Origin of the sequence: Pantoea sp. UBA5923, from assembly GCF_002431095.1 — a bacterium.
GTDB classification, from domain to species: domain Bacteria; phylum Pseudomonadota; class Gammaproteobacteria; order Enterobacterales; family Enterobacteriaceae; genus Pantoea; species Pantoea piersonii.
Genome location: NZ_DJDN01000065.1, coordinates 39,494 through 57,642 on the forward strand (window position 1 = coordinate 39,494; position 18,149 = coordinate 57,642).

Consider the following 18,149-nt stretch of genomic DNA (forward strand, 5'->3'; position numbering starts at 1 on the left):
AAACAGCGTTGCGAAGAAGATTTTTTGCCAGTTCATGCAGAAACCTGATTGAAGCCCGAAAGCCGGGGATAATAACGCGGGCAGGGCGAGGCGAAAAGGGCCCTGCGTGCGTTTTACTGAAAGCGCGTTTCGTGCGCGCGAATGGAAAAGCCCTGTTCCTGCCAGTGCGTCAGCTGCTCCTGCTGGCGACGAGTCAGTTTTTTTCCGGTCCAGACAAAAATGGTCTGACCGGGAAAAAGCTCAGGACGCGGCAGATCCAGCGGCTCCGCCAGCACGTCCAGCCGCCAGCCTTCCTGGGCAAGGCGCCAGGCTTCCAGCCAGATACGGGTGCGATCTTCCACCGCCCAGCCGAGGATCAGCGCGTCTTTACCCGCTTTCTTGCGGCTGGCGGCAAGACAGAAGGCGACGTAGTCGATCAGCGCGCCATCCAGCAGGCTGCTCATCACGCGCGCAGTGTTCTGATCCAGCCCAAGTTTCTGCCGCACCGGCATAATGACGTGATCGATAAGCGCGTCTACCGGGTTTTCCCGTCCAAGCGCCGCGATTTTAGCGCGCAGCTTTGCAGGCTTAACGTGACGCAACACGCTCATCAGCTCTTCCTGCAGGTTGACCCAGCCGTCATGCACATTCAGGCTTTCGCCTTCGAGCAGCGCTTTGACTTTGCCCACCGGTACGCCGCTTTCGATCCAGCGTTTAATTTCTTCAATGCGCTGAACATCCTCGTCATCAAACTGACGATGTCCACCCTCCGAGCGCTGTGGCTTCAGTAAGCCATAACGCCGTTGCCACGCGCGCAGCGTGACTGGATTTATTCCACAGCGTTCGGCAACGTCACCGATACTGTAAAAGGCCATAACTTCCCCAAACTTCCTGACCGCAATCAGATAACCTTAACCAACCCGATCAACTTGTACAAATGTTTTTTATATGTACAAGTTGACGGTAAAGCCAGTTTCACGCTAGATCTCATGTGTGAGAAATGATTCTCAGATATGAGAGGTTACGCGTGTTAACTGAAGATACCGAACAGCGCCTCGCGGCCCGCCTTGCAGAACTCCGCGTTCAACGCGGCTGGTCACTGGATGAACTCGCCACGGCGACCGGCATCAGCCGCGCATCATTGTCGCGTATTGAGCGCGGCGAAACCAGCCCCACGGCTGCGTTATTAAACCGTTTATGCGTAGCTTATGGTCTTACCATGTCGCGCCTGCTAAGTGAAGTGGAAGAGGGCGTTGATCTGTTGCTGACGCCGGAGCAGCAGCCGCTATGGCGCGACGATGAAAGTGGCTTTGTGCGCCGCAACGTCTCGCCGCCAGCGTCCCATTTTCGCGCAGAGCTGGTTGAAGGCCAGCTGCGTCCCGGCGCGCGCATCGACTATGACGCCCCGCCCGTTCAGGGGCTGGAGCAGCACATCTGGCTGCAGCAAGGCGGGCTGACCATCACCATGGACGGGCAGAGCTGGACGATGCAGACAGGCGATTGCCTGCGCTTTCATCTGACTGGCCGCTCCGCGTTTGAAGCGCACCTCACCGACGGCGCGCGCTATGTGCTGGTGGTATGCAAACCATGACAACATATGAATGGATTGACGCCGCTCAGGCGCGGCAGCGGTTACTCTCCCTCAGCGATGTGCTGCTGGCGTGCGTGGCGGACGGTGCCAGTATCGGCTTCACCGATCCGCAGGACAGCGCGGTGGTTGAGCGTTTCTGGCAAAGCCGCGCAGAAAGCCTCGCTCCCGGCGAGAATGAACTTCTTATCGCCTGCCAGTATGGCAGGGTCGTCGGTACCGTGATGATTAACGCGGCAGGCATGCCTAACGGCCGCCACCGCGCGGAGATCAGCAAGCTGCTGGTGCATCCGCATGCCCGACGTCAGGGCATTGCGCGCCAGCTGATGCAGCAGGCCGAACAGCGGGCGCAGGCGCTGGGTAAAACCTTGCTGGTGCTTGATACCCGCAGCGGCGACGTCGCCAGCCACCTCTATCTTTCGCTGGGCTGGCAGATAGCCGGATCGATTCCCTGCTACGCCGAGTCAGTCACCGGCGAGCGGGAGGCGACAACGGTGATGTTTAAGCAGCTGGGCGCTCTGCCATGATTCTGGTCGAGCGTGAAGAGGCCGATCATCCAGATGCTTGCTGGCTGCTGGATCAGCTTTCTGAAACGCTGGAGCAGTTAACCGGTAGCAGCGGCCGCGCTCGCTTTAATACAGCAGAAATGGCATTGCCGGGCTACTGCTTCGCAGTGGCGCGCAATGCGCAGCAGCAGCCGATCGGGTGTGGTGCATTCCGTCCTTTACAGCCCGGCGTGGCCGAACTTAAGCGCATGTTTGCCCTGCCCGGAAGCCAGGGCACTGGCGCGGCGCTGCTGCATTTTCTTGAGCAGCAGGCGCTACTGGCGGGCTATCAACATTTGTGGCTTGAAACGCGCCGCATTAATGGACGAGCGCTCGCCTTTTACGCTCGCCATGGCTATCAGCCGATTGCGCCGTTCGGCTGCTATATCACGATGCCGCAGGCACAATGCCTGGGTAAGCGGCTGGACGCTCAGGGAAGATCGTAGCTGACTGGCGTAACAGCTTTCCGATCAATCTCCCTGCCCAGGGCGCGTACCGCGCTACGCAGCGGGCAGAGCGTTCCGACCGGCGTCACGCGACAGTCCGCCTGTCGCCACTCTTCGCGCAGCAGCGGATGCGTCGCATCGATCGGCTGCAGGCGACGCAGATCGTCCAGACTTTGCGCCTGAAAGTAGACGCGTAAAAAACGCTCACCGCTGAGCTTATCGCGCCAGCGCTCAAGAACCAGACTGCTGCCGGGCGGGATATTGCCGCGCGCGTAGCCAGGTAGCGTCCAGCTAAAGTTCATCAGGGTGCGCACCATGGCGATATTGGTATCGTGAGCGACCAGCAGCAGCCAGCGCGCGTCTGGCGTGGCGGCGCGGTCTTCAGCAGCCTCCAGCATCGCGTTGAGCAGAATAGAGGCGCGCTTCTGCGCGGTGTAGAGCACGTCGTTGCTGAGGTCGTAGTTCGCCGTCAGCAGCGGCAGGATGGCGCTGATCTGCTCTGCGCGGGTGATATTGCCCCAGGCGATCTGGCTGAACGGCAGGTTTTCACTCCAGCCCAGGCGAAGCGTCTCCGCCATATTCGCCAGCACGCTCAGACCGGCAATATAGGTTTTGCCGCTCTTGCTCTGGCGGATCTGCCAGGGCGGATCGAATAGCGCGCACTGCGCGTCAGAGAGGCATACCGCCTGCTTTAACGCCTGGATGGCAGGCTTCAGCTTCTGCCGTAGCAGCGGAAGATCGCCCGCTTTCGCCGCTACTGCCGCCTGCTGCCGCGCAGGATCGGGAGTGGTCGCGGCAAAGGCGTCGGTCTGGAACAGCGGGTCGTTTTCGCCCATGACATGATGTACGGCGACGCCGCAGCCGGGAAAGGCACCGTCAACCAGCGCTTCCGCAGTGGCGCGGGTACGCTGCAGCGGGCTGGCCCGTACATAGATATCCTGCGGCTGCGGGCAGCCATCCGTCAGCAGGCCGAGCTGGCGATAGTGTTTGCCTTCCCAGCGCCCTTTATTGAGCACCGCCGCATAACCGTGGCCGGTCAGTTCGCCGTCGCGCGTGCTCCAGACCGCCCAGGGCCGCTGCGTGGCGGCTTCGATATCATGGCGATTGCCCGGCGTCGGCGGGCGAACGCCGTGGCGGCTCAGCTCCACGACCTTTTCCAGCTGATAGTCCGGTTGCGCAGCGGCCTGCGCCGCGTTGAAACAGAGGGCGCAGGCAATAAGCAGGCGCGCCGCGACCTGATGTCTGGCTGTCATCATATGTTTTTCCTTAAAAGGGAGAGGCTAAGATGAAAAGGAGGTGCGCTGTTCGATAGCGTGACGTCGCGCAACAATAGCGGCCGTGACGAAACATAACAGCGCTGAAACCAGGCCCGCGGCGACCCAGAACAGGGATAGCGTATGAAAATCATAGAGGATTTTATTATTCTCCCGCAGCGAGGTCTGGTCGATAATCATGCCGGTGAGAAACTCGCCCAGCCCGGCACCCGCATAGCTGGCGATGCCGATAGTGCCCAGCGCGGCGCCGGCAGCTTTTTTCGATGAAATATCGACAGCAATCAATCCGCCAAGAAAGCAGGTCAGCGCGCCGATAGTCGCGCCGAAGATAACCATCGACAGAATATCGGTGTAATAGTTATGCGGCGACCAGAGCATGAGCGCGAAGCCGAGCGTATTGAGCAAACTGATAAAACCGGCCATCACGCTGCGATTGCGCGGAAAAAAACGATCCGACAGCATGCCAGCCATAATCGTGCCGATGATACCCGCGATGGCATTGACGCCGATAATGCCAGAGGCTTCAACGGTGGTATAGGCCTTGCCCTGCTGGAGAAAGAAAATTCCCCAAGAATTAACGGCATAGCGATCGATATACATAAAAGCGGAGGCGAGCGCCAGCGTCCAGAGCGCAGGGTTACGCAGAGCGAAAAGCTGGTTTTTAAATACCGAACCCTTGTTATCTTCGCTTTCATGCGGCTCGTCACTCAGCGTCTGAATCGACGGAAAACCGCAGCTTTGCGGCGAATCGCGCATAAACAGCAGCATGATAACAATGCCTGCCGCGCCAAGCGCCGCAGTGGAGAGATAGCCCATATGCCAGCCGTAACCGGCGATTACCGCAGCGATGACCATATAGGTCAGGGCCTCGCCAATATTGTGCGCGGTAGACCAGATGGCGTAAAAAGTGCCGCGCTCTTTATTACCGTACCAGCGCGCCAGCGAGACAGCGCAAGGCCCGACGCCCATAGACTGTGCCCAGCCGTTTATGCCCCAGAAGATCGCCAGCAGCATGGCGTTAGTGGTCATACCCATCATCAAATTCATCGCCGCGCTAATCAGCAGGCCCAGACTCATAAAGCGAACGACGTTGGCATGGTCGGCAAGGAAACCATTAACCAGCTTACCGATGGCGTAGCTAAAAAAGAGCGCGGAACCGATCATGCCCAGTTCAGAAGGGGAGAGGCCCAGTTCCACCAGGGCGCTTTTTGCCACGGTGAATGAGAGCCGACACACGTAGAAGGTGACATAGGCAGCCGTCATCGCCAGAAAAGTTTGCCAGCGAACGAAGCGAAAACGTTCTGCGTTCAGGGGCGCGGCGTGCTTCGCCGGGGCCGCCCGGAAAAAACCGATCAATCCGTACATTATCCTGTCTCCGTAGGGTAGAGGCGTGTCTGATAAATCTGTCATCCCTGAAAGCGAATCCCGGTATAGCGTGCGTATATCATTTACGGAAAGATGTGCCGCAGGTTAGTCGAGGTTTTGCTTAACCCATTGTTTTAATTGTGGGTAAAGCGTTTTGCTCGCCAGCAGAACAGGGTTCCCGCGCTTAATGCCGTCCTCTGTGAGATAGGGATTAGTCACGCCGCCCGCCTCACGCATTAGCACGATGCCGGGCAAGCCATCCCAGGGATTCATATGAGGCTCGTAGTAGCCAATGAGACGGCCCGCTGCCGCCCATGCGCTCATCAGCGCGCCTGAGCCGTTGCGGACAAACATGCCGCCCTGTTGCAGCAGAGCGTCGAGAAAAGGCAGAAACTCGGCGGTCGTAACCCGGTGCGACGTACCCACCCCCATCACGCCATCTGCGACTGTTTCGGCCGGATGAGGCGTTATGGGACGATCGTTTAACCAGGCGCCGCTTCCTTTGCAGGCGTGAAACAGCTCGCCGTGATTAGGATCGTAAACGACGCCTATCACCGGCTCGCCGTCGATTATGACCGCCAGCGAGAGGCACCAGGTGTGCAGGCCGTTGAGAAAGCTGCTGGTGCCATCGATGGGATCCACCACCCAGAGCACCCGCGCCTCATCTTGAGCGAATCCGCTTTCCTCACCTAAAAAACCATCTTCAGGAAAGCTCTGCGCAATACGTGATTTCACCAGCGCTTCTACTTCGCGATCGGCCAGGCTGACGACATCCTGCGCATCCTCGCCCTTATGATCGACAGTCAGTTCTTCGCGTTTCTGGTAGTACTCGAAAGCGAGTCTGCCGCCTGTTTCCGCCAGCTCGCAGGCAAAGCGGTAACGGTTTAGCCGTTCACTGTTGTCAGAATGATGCATCAACACTCCTTTTTGCACACGTGTGCATTTGAAGAGAAAAAATTAACCCCGCAGGGCTGGCATGAGTGTGAAGGGGCGTAATCGATTAGTCTGTGACCGACGCCGCATAAAATGAATCTTCCATTATGCGCTGCGTCGAACGATTAATTTCACGGGTACGGCGCGCTGGCGCGGCGGCAGATCGAACTGAGCGATGCGCGTGAGCAGCAGATCCACGGCATGCTGGGCAAGAAGCGCAGTATTCTGCTGAACGGTTGTTAGCTGATACGGATCCCATGCCGCCTGAGGAATATCATCGAAGCCGGTAACGGCGGGACGTGAAGCGTGAGCCTTTAGTCCGTCGATAGCCCCCAGCGCCAGCATATCGGTAGCGCAGACCAGAACCTCCAGGTCGGGCTGCTTTTCACACAGTTCACAAGCAGCAGCGCGTCCGGCCTCATAGCCGCCGCCAGGGAAAAATTGCGTAGCGACAAGGCGCTCGCCCAGTAATTTTTTCAGCGCCTGATAGCGTTGGCTGGTACTAAAATGGTGAGCATCTTCGCCAATAAAACCTATCTTTCGCCAGCCGCGATTTATGCAGTGCTGCGCAATCAGGTGTGCGCCCTGGCTGTTATCGCTGGCGACGCGGTCGCAGCCCGCTAACTCGGCATGTCGATTAATCAGCGTAACAGGGATTTTGCGCGCCAGATACTCTTCCGCCAGCGAGAGCGGCGGCGCGCCTGAGGTGATAATGACGCCAGCGACGTGATAGCTCAGCAGCTGTTTCAGCGAGGGCGCCAGCTGTTGCGGATCGTCCGCATTCATCAGCAGTGGAATAAGGCCATGCAGCGCCAGCTGGTGCACGAGCGGCGCGAGGAGTTTACTGCGAAAAGGGTTATCGAAGCCTGCAGTTACGATGCCGATAAAATTGCTGCTGCCGGTATTCATGGCGCGGGCGATGATATTGACCTGATAGCCCAGCTCTTCTGCGGCGGCAAGCACCTTCTGACGCGTTTTCTCCGCCACCGATGCGCCGGGCGTGAAGGTCCGCGACACCGCAGAACGTGAGACGCCTGCCAGGCGGGCAACATCTTCCGCTTTTACCCAGTTTTTACTCTTTTCGCTCATGCCGCACCTGCGTCCGAAAGAATGGGCCTTAGCTTATGCATCTGCCGCCGCGGAATCCAGCGCTTCAGCAGAAAGGCGTTATACGGAGACGTCAAAGCGGCGCGAAAAAATGCGCCCTGTAGCTGACGCTGGCGGATTACTGTGTAAAAATACAGGCCGTTTTCACCCCGCGGTAACTGATTATGGCCCTGACAGCAGCAATAAAAAGCCAGATAGCGCAGTGGTATAAGGCGCTACAGCAGCAGGTGCCGGACTTTATTCCTCGCGCGCCGCAGCGCCAGATGATCGCCGAAGTCGCGAAATGCCTGGCGGGCGACGATGCGCGCCACCTGGCGATTGAAGCGCCGACCGGCGTCGGCAAAACGCTCTCCTACCTGATCCCCGGCATTGCGGCGAGTCGCGCCGAAGAGAAAAGGCTGATCGTCAGCACCGCCAACGTGGCGCTGCAGGATCAAATATTTACCAAAGATCTGCCGCTGCTGAAGAAGATCATTCCCGATCTCACCTTTACCGCTGCGTTCGGACGCGGGCGCTACGTCTGTCCACGCAACCTGGCGGCGCTGGCGGCCAGCGACGATCGCCAGGGCGATCTGCTGCTCTATCTCGACGACGAGGCGGTCAGCAGCACGCAGGAGGAGCAGACGCAGTGCGCCCGCCTGGAGAAATCGCTCGGCAGCTACGCCTGGGATGGGCTGCGCGATCACAGCGAAGAGAACATCAGCGACAGCCTGTGGCAGCGCCTCTCTACCGACAAAGCGAGCTGCCTCGGCGCGCACTGTCGCTGGTACCGTGAATGTCCGTTCTTCCTTGCCCGCCGCGAAATCGAACAGGTGGATGTGGTAGTGGCTAATCATGCGCTGGTCATGGCAGCAATGGAAAACGAGTCGGTGCTGCCGCCGCCGAAGCATCTGATGCTGGTGCTGGACGAAGGGCATCATCTGCCCGAAGTGGCGCGCGACGCGCTGGAGATGAGCGCGGATATCACGCCGGGCTGGAGCAGCCTGCAGCTTGACCTCTTTGTGCGTCTGGTAGAGGGCATTATGACGCAGATGCGCCCGAAATCGCCGCCGCCGCTCAGCAACCCGGAACGCCTTAAAGCGCACTGCGACGAACTGCGCGAGCTGCTGACTACCCTGAGCCAGGCGCTCAATCCGCTGCTGCCCGCTGATAATCAGCCGGGCGAGTTTCGCTTTGTGCTGGGCGAGCTGCCCGAAGAGCTGCTGGCGCTCTGCGCGCGCCTCTTTAAGCTGAGCGACGCGCTGCGCGGGCTGGCGGAAGGGCTGATCAACGCCCTCAGCGAGCAGACCGGCAGCGTCGATCTGATGCGTCTGCACCGCAATTTGCTGCAGCTTAACCGCCAGTTCGGCTGGTTTGAGTCGGTCAGCAAACTGTGGCGGCTGGCGGCGATGCCGAAAGCGTCGGGCGCGCCGGTTTCCAAGTGGATTACGCGCGAGCTGCGCGAGGGGCAGGCGCATCTGCTGTTTCACTGCGCCGGCATTCGCGTCAGCGATCAGCTGGAGAAACTGTTATGGCGCAAAATCCCCCATGTCGTGGTGACCTCCGCCACGCTGCGCTCGCTTAACAGCTTTAGTCGCCTGCAGGAGATGTCGGGCCTGAACGAAAAAGCAGGCGATCGTTTCGTGGCGCTCGACTCGCCGTTCAACCACGTCGAACAGGGCAAGCTGGTGATCCCGCAGATGCGCTATGAGCCGCTGCTGGCTAACGAAGCGGAGCATATCGCCGAGATGGCGGCCTTTTTCCGTCAGCAGATGAAAAAGGCGCAGCATAAAGGCGTGCTGGTGCTGTTCGCCAGCGGCCGCGCGATGCAGCAGTTCGTCGCTCAGCTGCCGGAGCTGCGTCTGACCATGCTGGTGCAGGGCGACCAGCCGCGCTCGCGCATGGTTGAGCTGCATCGTAAACGGGTGGCGAAGGGCGAAACCAGTATTTTAGTTGGCCTGCAGTCGTTCGCCGAAGGGCTGGATCTGAAGGGCGAACTGCTGAGTCAGGTGCATATTCATAAAATCGCTTTTCCGCCGGTGGACAGTCCGGTAATTTTGACCGAGGGCGAATGGCTCAAGAGCCTGAACCGTTACCCTTTTGAAGTGCAGAGCCTGCCGAGCGCCTCTTTTACGCTGATACAGCAGGTAGGGCGTCTGATCCGCAGCCACCAGTGCTACGGCGAAATCGTGATATACGATCGCCGCCTGTTGAGTAAAGCCTACGGCAGCCGCCTGCTGGCCGCGCTGCCGGTGTTTCCAATCGAACAGCCGGAAGCGCCCGCTCCGCTGAAGGTGAAAAGCGCGCCGACTCAGGCCGGGAGCAAGCGGCGTCCCACCCGGCGACCGGCGGCGAAGCGTTAACAAATCAATATGTTTCGGCCGCCGACATTAGCGGCCCCTGACCGGAAGCGATGAATGGAACTGAACAAAGTGATTAAAGAGATCGGGCGCGGCAAAAACCACGCGCGCGATCTTGATCTTGCCACCGCGCAGGCGCTTTATACGGCGATTCTGGCGGGCGAAGTGCCGGATCTGGAGCTGGGCGGCATTCTGATCGCGCTGCGCATCAAAGGCGAAGGCGAAGAGGAGATGCGCGGTTTCTATCAGGCGATGCAGGCGCGCATGATGTCGCTGCAGGCGCCCGCGCATCGTCCGCAGCCTATTGTTATCCCGAGCTACAACGGCGCGCGTCGTCAGGGCAACCTGACGCCGCTGCTGGCGCTGCTGCTTAACCGTCTGGGCTTTCCGGTGCTGGTACACGGGGTCAGCGACGATCCGACGCGCGTCACCAGCGAGGCGGTGTTCGCCGCGCTCGGTATCGCGGCGCTGACGACGCAAGCGCAGACGCAGGCGGCGCTGGATAAGGGCGAACTCGCCTTTATCACCATCGACCATCTCTGCCCGCCGATGGCGCAGCAGCTTTCGCTGCGCTGGCGCATGGGAGTCCGCAGCAGCGCACATACGCTGGTAAAGCTGGCGACGCCGTTCGGCGAACGCGAAGCGCTGCGCCTCTCCAGCGTATCGCATCCGGAATATGTGCCGCGCGTCGGTAAGTTCTTTAGCGAGATCGATGCGCCCGCGATTCTCCTGAACGGCACCGAAGGGGAAGTCTACGCAAACCCGCAGCGCTGTCCGGCGATCAGCTTTATTCCCGGCGCGGGGCGCGAAGCGGAAGTGTGGGTCGAGCGTCAGCCGGAGGCGTCGCTTGAGCTGCCGGCTGAAAAATCGGCTGAGGTGACCGCGCGCTGGACGGAAACGGTGCTTAACGGCGAGCGCCCGGTGCCGCAGGCGCTGCGTTTGCAAATCGCCTGCTGCCTGCGCGCCAGCGGAGAGTGCGAGTCGCTGGAAGCGGGCCTGGCGCGCCTGAGCGACGCGGGGTGGTAATTACGGCAGCGCCTCCTCGACCAGACGTTGCCAGAACGCCACGCCCAGCGGGATCAGCGCGTCATTAAAATCATATTCGGCATTGTGCAGCGGCGCGGAAGGGATAGCGCCATCCGCGCCCAGCCAGAAGTAAGCGCCGGGACAGACATCGAGCATGCAGGCGAAATCTTCCGACGCCATTGAGGGGTTCACCTGCCAGCAGACCTGCTCCTCGCCCAGCATCCGCTGCGCCGTCGCGCGCACCTGTTCAGCCGGTCCGACGTGATTGGCGGTGACCGGGTAGCCAGGGAACCAGTGGATCTCGCCGCTGACGCCGAACGGGCGCGGCAGCGTCGCGACAAACTCTTCAATCAGACCGCGTACTTTATTGCGTACGTCGGTCTGCAAACATCGCACCGTACCGCGCAGCACCAGCGTTTCCGGAATAACATTAATCGCTTCGCCGCCGTGGATCTGCGTGACGCTGACCACCGCCGAGGCGAGCGGCGAAAGGCGACGCGACGGTATGGTCTGCAGCGCCAGGATCAGTTCAGCGGCCACGACCATAGGATCGGCGCCGCTCTCCGGCATCGCCGCATGGCAGCTTCTGCCGTTAAGGGTAATTTCAAACGAGTCGAGCGAGGCCATCATGGCGCCGGGATTGACCGCCAGCGACCCGACCGGCATTCCCGGCCAGTTATGCAGCGCATAGATGGCATCCATAGGGAAACGTTGAAACAGGCCATCTTCGACCATTTTGCGCGCGCCGCCCAGATTCTCTTCGGCGGGCTGAAAGATAAAGTGCACCGTACCGCGGAAGCGACGCGTGGCCGCCAGCTGCAGCGCCGCCGCCAGTAGGATCGCGGTATGCCCGTCATGACCGCAGGCGTGCATCACGCCCTGACGCCTTGAGCGCCACTGCGGCGCGCCTTTCTCGGTGATGGGCAGAGCGTCCATATCGGCGCGTAGCCCGATAACCGGGCCTTCGCCATTGCGCAGCGTACCAACAACGCCTGTGCCTGCCAGACCGCGATGCACCTGTAGCCCCGCCAGCTCCAGCTCCTGAGCGACCAGATCGCTGGTTTTATGCTCCTGATAACCGAGTTCCGGTTCAAGGTGAATCTGATGACGCCAGTGTTGGGCTTTGTCGAGCAGGGCAGGGGATAAGGTCATGCGGAATCGCGCTCCTGGTAATGATGAATCTCCACTGTAGTGGCAAGCTGCAGGCGCGTCTATCTTGTGGGCCAGGAATTTGGCTATAGGTCAGAACCAAAGAGCATAAGGGGCGGAAGCCCCTTGCTATACAGGCAGACAGAGCAGGCGGGTCAGCGCCCGCCGCCCTGACGGCGTTTACTTCATCATCGGCAATTTCAGTCCATGCTCAGCCGCGCAGGCCTGCGCGCGCTCATATCCTGCATCCGCGTGACGCATTACGCCCGTCGCAGGATCGTTCCACAGCACGCGGCCCAGACGCTGATCGGCCTGCTCGCTGCCGTCGCAGACAATCACCACGCCCGCATGCTGCGAAAAGCCCATGCCGACGCCGCCGCCGTGGTGCAGACTTACCCAGGTCGCGCCGCCAGCGGTATTCAGCAGGGCGTTAAGCAGCGGCCAGTCAGATACCGCATCGGAGCCATCTTTCATCGACTCGGTTTCGCGGTTTGGCGAGGCAACAGAGCCGCAGTCGAGATGATCGCGGCCAATCACCACCGGCGCCTTCAGCTCGCCGTTGCGCACCATCTCGTTAAACGCCAGCCCGGCGAGATGGCGCTCGCCCAGCCCCAGCCAGCAGATACGCGCCGGCAGGCCCTGAAAGGCGATGCGCTCCTGCGCCATATCGAGCCAGCGATGCAGACTTTTATGATGCGGAAACAGCTCTTTAAGTTTGGCGTCAGTTTTATAGATATCTTCCGGATCGCCCGACAGCGCCACCCAGCGGAACGGCCCTTTGCCTTCGCAGAACAGCGGACGAATATAGGCCGGCACGAAACCCGGGAAGTCAAAGGCGTTCTCTACGCCCTCATCAAGCGCCACCTGACGGATATTGTTGCCGTAGTCCACCGTCGGGATGCCCATATGGCAGAAGTCGAGCATCGCCTGCACGTGTACCGCCATAGAGGCGCGCGCCGCTTTTTCCACCGCCTTCGGTGCACTGGCGCGTTCGGACTGCCAGCGCGCCACGTCCCAGCCGATGGGCAGATAGCCGTTCACCGGATCGTGCGCTGAGGTCTGATCGGTCACGATATCGGGCCTGAGTCCGCCTGCGCGGGCGCGTTTTACCATCTCCGGCAGGATTTCGGCGGCGTTGCCCAGCAGGCCGACGGAGATCGCCCGCTTCGCCTGGGTTGCCTCTTCAATCAGCTTCAGTGCCTCATCCAGCGTGTAGGCTTTATGATCGACGTAGCGGGTGCGCAGACGAAAATCGATGCGCGACTCCTGACACTCGATAGCCAGCACGCAGGCACCCGCCAGCACGCCCGCCAGCGGCTGCGCGCCGCCCATGCCGCCCAGACCGGCAGTCAGGATCCAGCGTCCGGCGAGATCGCCGTTATAGTGCTGACGACCCGCTTCGACGAAGGTTTCGTAGGTGCCCTGTACGATGCCCTGCGCGCCGATATAGATCCAGGATCCCGCGGTCATCTGGCCATACATCATTAGCCCGGCTTTATCCAGCTCGTGAAAGTGATCCCAGTTGGCCCAGTGCGGCACCAGGTTGGAGTTCGCCAGCAGCACGCGCGGCGCGTCGGCGTGGGTACGGAAAACGCCGACGGGCTTGCCCGACTGGATCAGCAGCGTTTCGTCGGGTTTCAGCAGTTCGAGGGAGCGCAGGATCTGTTCAAAGCATTCCCAGTTGCGCGCCGCCTTGCCGATGCCGCCATAGACCACCAGATCTTCAGGCCGTTCGGCCACATCGGGATCGAGGTTATTCTGGATCATGCGCCAGGCGGCTTCGATCAGCCAGTTGGCGCAGTGCAGCGTGGTGCCGTGTGGCGCACGCACTTCGCGCGCCACGGCCCGGGAGAGAGTTTCGCTCATAGCAGATTCCTTATTCACCAGAAGAGACGGTCTGCTGGCTGGGCAGCAGCGCCGTGAGAAAATCGGGCCAGTCGGAGCGGCTGGCCCACAGACGCATGGCGTCGATATCGGGCGCCAGCAGACGATCTTCCTCAAGGAAGGCGACCTGCTGACGAATGCGGCCAATCTCCTGCTCAAGCAGCGCGGAGCTTTGCAGCGGGCGATGGAATTCGATGCCCTGAGCCGCCGCCATCGCTTCGATGCCGACGACCGCGGCGGTGTTGAAGCACATGCTGCCGAGACGGCGCGCCGCATAGGTCGCCATCGAGACGTGATCTTCCTGGTTGGCCGAGGTTGGCAGGCTGTCGACGCTGCCGGGATGAGCCAGCGATTTATTCTCTGAGGCGAGCGCGGCGGCGGTGACCTGCGCAATCATAAAGCCGGAGTTAACGCCGCCGTCGCGCACCAGAAAGGGCGGCAGACCCGAAAGACCGGTATCAAGCAGCAGCGCCATGCGGCGCTCGGAGATCGCGCCAATCTCAGCGACGGCCAGCGCGATAATGTCGGCGGCGAAGGCCACCGGCTCGGCGTGGAAATTGCCGCCGGAGATGACGTCGCCGCTGTCGCTGAACACCAGGGGGTTGTCAGAGGCGGCATTAGATTCAATCTGCAGCACGCGCGCGGCGTGGGTGAGGTTATCAAGGCAGGCGCCCATCACCTGCGGCACGCAGCGTACCGAGTAGGGGTCCTGCACTCGGCCGCAGTTAACGTGCGAGCCGAGAATTTCGCTGCCTTTGACCAGCCTCTCCACCGCGGCGGCGACGGCGATTTGGCCGCGCTGGCCGCGCGCCTGGTGGATACGCGCGTCGAAGGGTTTCAGCGAGCCTTTAATCGCCTCCAGCGACAGCGCTCCGGCTACCAGTCCGGCCGCCAGCAGGTTTTCCGCCTCAAACAGGCCGCGCAGCGCCAGCGCGGTCGAGACCTGGGTGCCGTTAAGCAGCGCCAGACCCTCTTTCGGACCGAGCACAAACGGCGTCAGTCCGACGGAGGCCAGACCTTCACGCGCCGGGATCAGCGCGCCGTCGACGCGCACGTCGCCCTCTCCCAGCAGCATCAGCGAGAGATGGGCAAGCGGCGCGAGATCGCCGGACGCGCCAACCGAGCCTTTTTCAGGAATGCAGGGCATTACGCCTGCGTTAAACAGCTTCAGCAACGCCTCGATCAGCGCGATACGCACGCCGGAATGGCCGCGCGCCAGGCTGATGATTTTGGTCGCCATCACCAGACGCGTCACGTTGTCGGGCAGCAGGTCGCCCAGGCCGACGCTGTGCGACAGCACCAGGTTACGCTGCAGATCGGCAAGGCGGCTGGCAGGGATTTGCGTTTGCGCCAGCTTGCCGAAACCGGTGTTGATGCCGTACACCACCTTGCCGGAGGCAACGATATCGTCCACGGTTTGCTGGGCGCGTAAAATGGCTTCCTGCGCTCGCTCATCAAGCGTCAGCGTGACGCCGCCCTGATATATCCTGCGCAGCGTGACAAGCTCTACTTCACCGGGAACCAGGCGGATAGCCTGAGCCGAACCTGACATAGTCTACTCCTGTCTATACAAGTAAGCGCGGAAAGCAAAAACCTGAACCGGTTTCACTCTGCGCAGCGAATAAAATCGAGTGAAACACAAGTGTCTATTCTTGTCTATACAAGTGGCAAGCTATAAGCATTTGCTATGCCAGCGCGATCACAAATTAGATCGCGCGGCGGCGGTCAGAGGGCGGGACAGAGGCGGCTGCAGATGTATATACATTTACGAGATGAGACAGTAAACTTCAGGTATTAGCGTAATAAGGAAATCAATATGGTCGAGCATTCGGCAATAGCACAGCTGGCGGCCGCGATGAGCGATGAGCCAGCCCCAATCTACCAGCGCGTGAAGCAGGCGATTATCAGCCAGATCCGCGCGGGCAGCTGGAAGGCGAACCAGCGCGTGCCGTCCGAAAGCGAACTGGTCAACGAGCTGGGCGTCAGCCGTATGACGATTAACCGCGCGCTACGCGAGCTGACCAGCGAGGGATTTCTGGTGCGCATGCAGGGCGTCGGCACCTTCGTCGCGGAGATGAAAGGCTACACGGCGATGCTTGAAGTGCATAATATCGCGGATGAGATCGCCCAGCGCGGACACCAGCACCGCTGCCAGATCCTGGCGATCGGCCAGAATAAAGCCGATCCCGAGCAGGCGGCGGTGCTCGGCTTAAGCACCGGCCAGACCATTTTTCATTCGCTGATTGTGCATTACGAAGATGACCTGCCGGTGCAGCTGGAGGATCGCCTGGTTAACCCGCTGGTGGCACCCGATTACCTGAGCCAGGATTACCACCAGTTCACGCCCTACACCTATCTGATGCAGGTCGCGCCCCTGACGGCGGGTGAGCATATCGTTGAAGCGGTGCTGCCCGATGCGCGCCAGCGTAAGTATCTGTCGCTGGATGAACATGAGCCCTGCCTGCTGATCCGCCGCCAGACCTGGAGCGACACCAAAATCGTGACCTATGCGCGCCTGCTCTATCCCGGCTCGCGTTATAAGCTGCTTGGCCGCTTTAAGGGACACGGCTAAGGCGCGTCAGCAGCAGCTGCGCGTCCGGCGTCGCGGGCGTCAGCTGCGTCTCCTCATCCAGCCACCATACACCTTCAGCGGCGCATAGTGGTTCGCCGCTCTCCAGCCGCCACTCGCCCGCGATAACCCAGGCGACGCCATTTAGACTGGCGGCAGCCTGCGCAATGACATCCACCTGCGCTTCCCAGCTGTCGCGCCGCGTCATAATGTTAAAGTCTTCGCTTTCACCGCGCAGCGCGGCGTGGATCGCCCATTCGCCGGGAAAGCGCCAGGGCTGAAGCGGTTTCAGCGTATGCGTGAGAGCGGGCGCGCTAAGCGTTACCGCGTCGCCGCGCAGCAGGGTAATCACCCGATCGATGCCCGGAAAGCGCGAGAATGCGCCATCCTGGGAGAGGGTGGCGATGCTGGCGCGCCAGGCGAAATCCGCTTCGCCCGGCGGATAGCTGATGATTTCACGCGTCTCGCCGCCGCCGTTGCGCCAGCGACTGACCTGAAGGTCGGCATAACAGAAGCGCGTCCTCATCGCAGCGCCGCCATCGCCTGACGAAACGCGGCCGCGCAGGATTCCTCCTCCGCGTGGCGTCCCGCTTCAACCACCGCGCGGCCCGCAACCCACACGTCGCGGATCTGTTCGCGGCGTCCGGCAAAGAGCCAGCGGTTAAGCAGCGCGTCATCCCCGACGCTCTCGAGCCAGGCATCCTCCGCCAGCACCAGCCAGTCCGCGCGCTTGCCCGGCGACAGCTCGCCGAGGGCGACGCCGCACGCCTGCGCGCCGCCTTGCGCCGCGCCGCGCCACAGCAGATCGCCCACAGACGGCTGCTCCGCCGTGATAATCCGGTTGCGACGACGATCGCGTAGCCGCTGGCCATATTCGAGCCAGCGCAGCTCCTCCAGCGCGCTGAGCGAGACGTGGCTGTCGGAGCCGATGCCCCAGCGTCCGCCCTGAGCGATAAAATGGGTCGCCGGGAAAATGCCGTCGCCGAGGTTGGCCTCGGTGGTGGGGCAGAGCCCGGCCACCGCGCGGCTGGCGGCGAGCCGCTCGATTTCACGCGGGTCCAGATGCGTGGCGTGGATAAGACACCAGCGTGCATCCACCTCAAAGCGGTTGAGCAGCCACTCTACCGGCCGCTCGCCGCTCCAGGCCAGCGAGTCGTTGACCTCTTTTTCCTGCTCGGCGATATGAATATGCACCGGCAGACTCTTATCGCTCGCCTCTAGCGCCTCGCGCATCTGCGCTTCGCTGACCGCACGCAGCGAGTGAAAGCAGAGGCCGCGATTGAGCAGCGGCTTATCCCGCACTGTCGCCGCCAGCCGCTCCTGCTGCCGCAGCCAGGCGTCGGTTTGCTGAATAAAGCGTTTCTGGCCCGGCAGCGGCGGCTGCGCGCCGAAGCCGCTGTGGCTGTAGAGCACCGGCAGTAGCGTCTGGCCGATACCGGCCCTGTCGGCGGCGAGCATCAGCTGCTGCAGCATATCGTCCTGCGCGTAGGGCGCGCCGCTGGCGTCGTGATGGAGGTAGTGAAACTCCGCCACCTGGGTATAGCCGCCTTTCAGCATGTCGATATAGAGATAGGCCGCGATAGCGCCGACCTGCTCCGGCGTCAGACGCTGCACCATGCGATACATCAGGTCGCGCCAGGTCCAGAAGCTGTCCTGTGGGTCGCCCGCCACTTCTGCCAGCCCGGCCATCGCGCGCTGGAACGCGTGCGAATGCAGATTGGCGACAGAGGGGATCACCGCGCCGGGCAGCGGGATGGCGCCTTGCGGGTCGCTGTCGGGCGTGACGCTTTCAATGATGCCCGCGTCATTAACGCTAATGCGCACCTGATGTCGCCAGCCGTCGGCCAGCAGCGCGCGTGGAGCAAAACAGGTTGCCATAGTTGATCCTCAATGGCTGTAGTTGTATATACATATACATACTTTAAAGGGCGGAGTAAATCGTCCG

At 61.2% G+C, this 18,149-nt stretch carries 16 protein-coding genes; 6 read left to right on the forward strand and 10 right to left on the reverse strand.

Annotation, left to right across the window (positions count from 1 at the left end; translation table 11 throughout):
• Positions 1-113 precede the first annotated feature (113 nt).
• The gene (locus tag B3797_RS14905; RefSeq protein ID WP_311781924.1) at positions 114-854 is read right to left on the reverse strand and encodes a MerR family transcriptional regulator; all 741 of its coding nucleotides are present in this window, start codon (positions 852-854) and stop codon (positions 114-116) included.
• Positions 855-979: 125 nt separating this feature from the next.
• On the opposite strand from B3797_RS14905, the gene B3797_RS14910 reads away from it, so the two are divergent.
• The 3 genes from B3797_RS14910 to B3797_RS14920 are packed head-to-tail and all read left to right on the forward strand — an operon-like array spanning position 980 to position 2,558.
• On the forward strand, positions 980-1,570 hold the full coding sequence (locus B3797_RS14910; protein ID WP_414693094.1) for a helix-turn-helix domain-containing protein: 591 nt from the start codon (positions 980-982) through the stop codon (positions 1,568-1,570).
• The gene (locus tag B3797_RS14915) at positions 1,567-2,094 is read left to right on the forward strand and encodes a GNAT family N-acetyltransferase (RefSeq protein ID WP_311791483.1); all 528 of its coding nucleotides are present in this window, start codon (positions 1,567-1,569) and stop codon (positions 2,092-2,094) included. The genes B3797_RS14910 and B3797_RS14915 overlap by 4 nt, the downstream gene beginning before the upstream one ends.
• Positions 2,091-2,558 (forward strand): GNAT family N-acetyltransferase, encoded by a 468-nt coding sequence (locus tag B3797_RS14920; RefSeq protein WP_311791484.1) that lies wholly within the window; start codon positions 2,091-2,093, stop codon positions 2,556-2,558. The genes B3797_RS14915 and B3797_RS14920 overlap by 4 nt, the downstream gene beginning before the upstream one ends.
• On the opposite strand, the gene B3797_RS14925 is transcribed toward B3797_RS14920, so the two are convergent.
• From B3797_RS14925 to B3797_RS14940, 4 genes are all read right to left on the reverse strand, one after another.
• On the reverse strand, positions 2,543-3,814 hold the full coding sequence (locus B3797_RS14925; RefSeq protein WP_311791485.1) for a histidine-type phosphatase: 1,272 nt from the start codon (positions 3,812-3,814) through the stop codon (positions 2,543-2,545). The genes B3797_RS14920 and B3797_RS14925 overlap by 16 nt on opposite strands.
• Before the next feature lie 24 nt (positions 3,815-3,838).
• Positions 3,839-5,197 carry an MFS transporter gene (locus tag B3797_RS14930; protein WP_311791486.1) on the reverse strand — a complete coding sequence of 453 codons (1,359 nt, stop codon included), beginning with the start codon at positions 5,195-5,197 and terminating at the stop codon, positions 3,839-3,841.
• Positions 5,198-5,302: 105 nt separating this feature from the next.
• The gene (locus B3797_RS14935) at positions 5,303-6,112 is read right to left on the reverse strand and encodes an inositol monophosphatase (protein WP_311791487.1); all 810 of its coding nucleotides are present in this window, start codon (positions 6,110-6,112) and stop codon (positions 5,303-5,305) included.
• A gap of 123 nt (positions 6,113-6,235) precedes the next feature.
• Positions 6,236-7,219, reverse strand: coding sequence for a LacI family DNA-binding transcriptional regulator (locus B3797_RS14940; protein WP_311781918.1), 984 nt, complete (start codon positions 7,217-7,219; stop codon positions 6,236-6,238).
• 182 nt (positions 7,220-7,401) lie between these two features.
• On the opposite strand from B3797_RS14940, the gene dinG reads away from it, so the two are divergent.
• Entirely contained in the window at positions 7,402-9,579 is a 2,178-nt protein-coding gene (gene dinG, locus B3797_RS14945; RefSeq protein WP_311791488.1) for an ATP-dependent DNA helicase DinG, read from the forward strand.
• 54 nt (positions 9,580-9,633) lie between these two features.
• Positions 9,634-10,602 carry a DNA-binding protein YbiB gene (gene ybiB, locus B3797_RS14950; RefSeq protein WP_311781916.1) on the forward strand — a complete coding sequence of 323 codons (969 nt, stop codon included), beginning with the start codon at positions 9,634-9,636 and terminating at the stop codon, positions 10,600-10,602.
• On the opposite strand, the gene B3797_RS14955 is transcribed toward ybiB, so the two are convergent.
• From B3797_RS14955 to hutH, 3 genes are all read right to left on the reverse strand, one after another.
• Entirely contained in the window at positions 10,603-11,754 is a 1,152-nt protein-coding gene (locus B3797_RS14955; protein WP_311791489.1) for a M20 aminoacylase family protein, read from the reverse strand.
• A 177-nt stretch (positions 11,755-11,931) separates the two neighbouring features.
• The gene (gene hutU / locus B3797_RS14960) at positions 11,932-13,617 is read right to left on the reverse strand and encodes a urocanate hydratase (protein ID WP_269949248.1); all 1,686 of its coding nucleotides are present in this window, start codon (positions 13,615-13,617) and stop codon (positions 11,932-11,934) included.
• 10 nt (positions 13,618-13,627) lie between these two features.
• Positions 13,628-15,187 (reverse strand): histidine ammonia-lyase, encoded by a 1,560-nt coding sequence (hutH, locus tag B3797_RS14965; RefSeq protein ID WP_311791490.1) that lies wholly within the window; start codon positions 15,185-15,187, stop codon positions 13,628-13,630.
• A 264-nt stretch (positions 15,188-15,451) separates the two neighbouring features.
• Here hutH and hutC point away from each other — a divergent pair, with 264 nt between their 5' ends.
• A complete protein-coding gene (gene hutC, locus B3797_RS14970) occupies positions 15,452-16,207 on the forward strand; it encodes a histidine utilization repressor (RefSeq protein ID WP_311781913.1) in 756 nt (251 codons plus the stop codon).
• Here the strand turns inward: hutC and B3797_RS14975 are convergent.
• A complete protein-coding gene (locus B3797_RS14975; protein ID WP_311791491.1) occupies positions 16,191-16,730 on the reverse strand; it encodes a HutD family protein in 540 nt (179 codons plus the stop codon). The two genes, hutC and B3797_RS14975, sit on opposite strands and share 17 nt — an antisense overlap.
• Positions 16,727-18,082, reverse strand: coding sequence for a formimidoylglutamate deiminase (locus tag B3797_RS14980; protein ID WP_311791492.1), 1,356 nt, complete (start codon positions 18,080-18,082; stop codon positions 16,727-16,729). Before B3797_RS14980 ends, B3797_RS14975 begins: the two co-directional genes overlap by 4 nt.
• Positions 18,083-18,149: the final 67 nt, after the last annotated feature.